Source organism: Italian clover phyllody phytoplasma str. MA1, from assembly GCF_000300695.1.
In the GTDB taxonomy this organism is placed as follows: Bacteria; Bacillota_I; Bacilli_A; order Acholeplasmatales; family Acholeplasmataceae; genus Phytoplasma.
Genome location: NZ_AKIM01000006.1, coordinates 1 through 308 on the forward strand (window position 1 = coordinate 1; position 308 = coordinate 308).

At 18.2% G+C, this 308-nt stretch carries 1 protein-coding gene; it reads right to left on the reverse strand.

The genetic code is table 11. The features are described from left to right. Positions 1-171: 30S ribosomal protein S20 (gene rpsT, locus RI01_RS00035; RefSeq protein WP_017192624.1), on the reverse strand; the 171-nt coding region annotated here is incomplete at its 3' end. Positions 172-308 lie beyond the last annotated feature (137 nt).

The window sequence follows — 308 nt, forward strand, 5'->3', positions numbered from 1 at the left end:
TTTTTTATTAACGTAATTTAATAATGTTAAAGCTTGTGTTTTTTCAGAAGCTACCACAGCAGCTTTAAATTTTTTAATTGCTGTTTTAACGGAAGATTTATAAGAAGCATTCTTTAATCTACGTTTTTCGTTAGTCTTATTACGTTTTTTTTGTTGTTTAATATTTGCCATTTAATCAATACCCCTTTATTCAAAAAATATTTTTTTATTTTAAAATAATTTAATTTATATAAATTATTGTAATCATGAATTTCATATTATAAATATTAAATTATGTTTATAAAATACTCTATATTATATATTATATT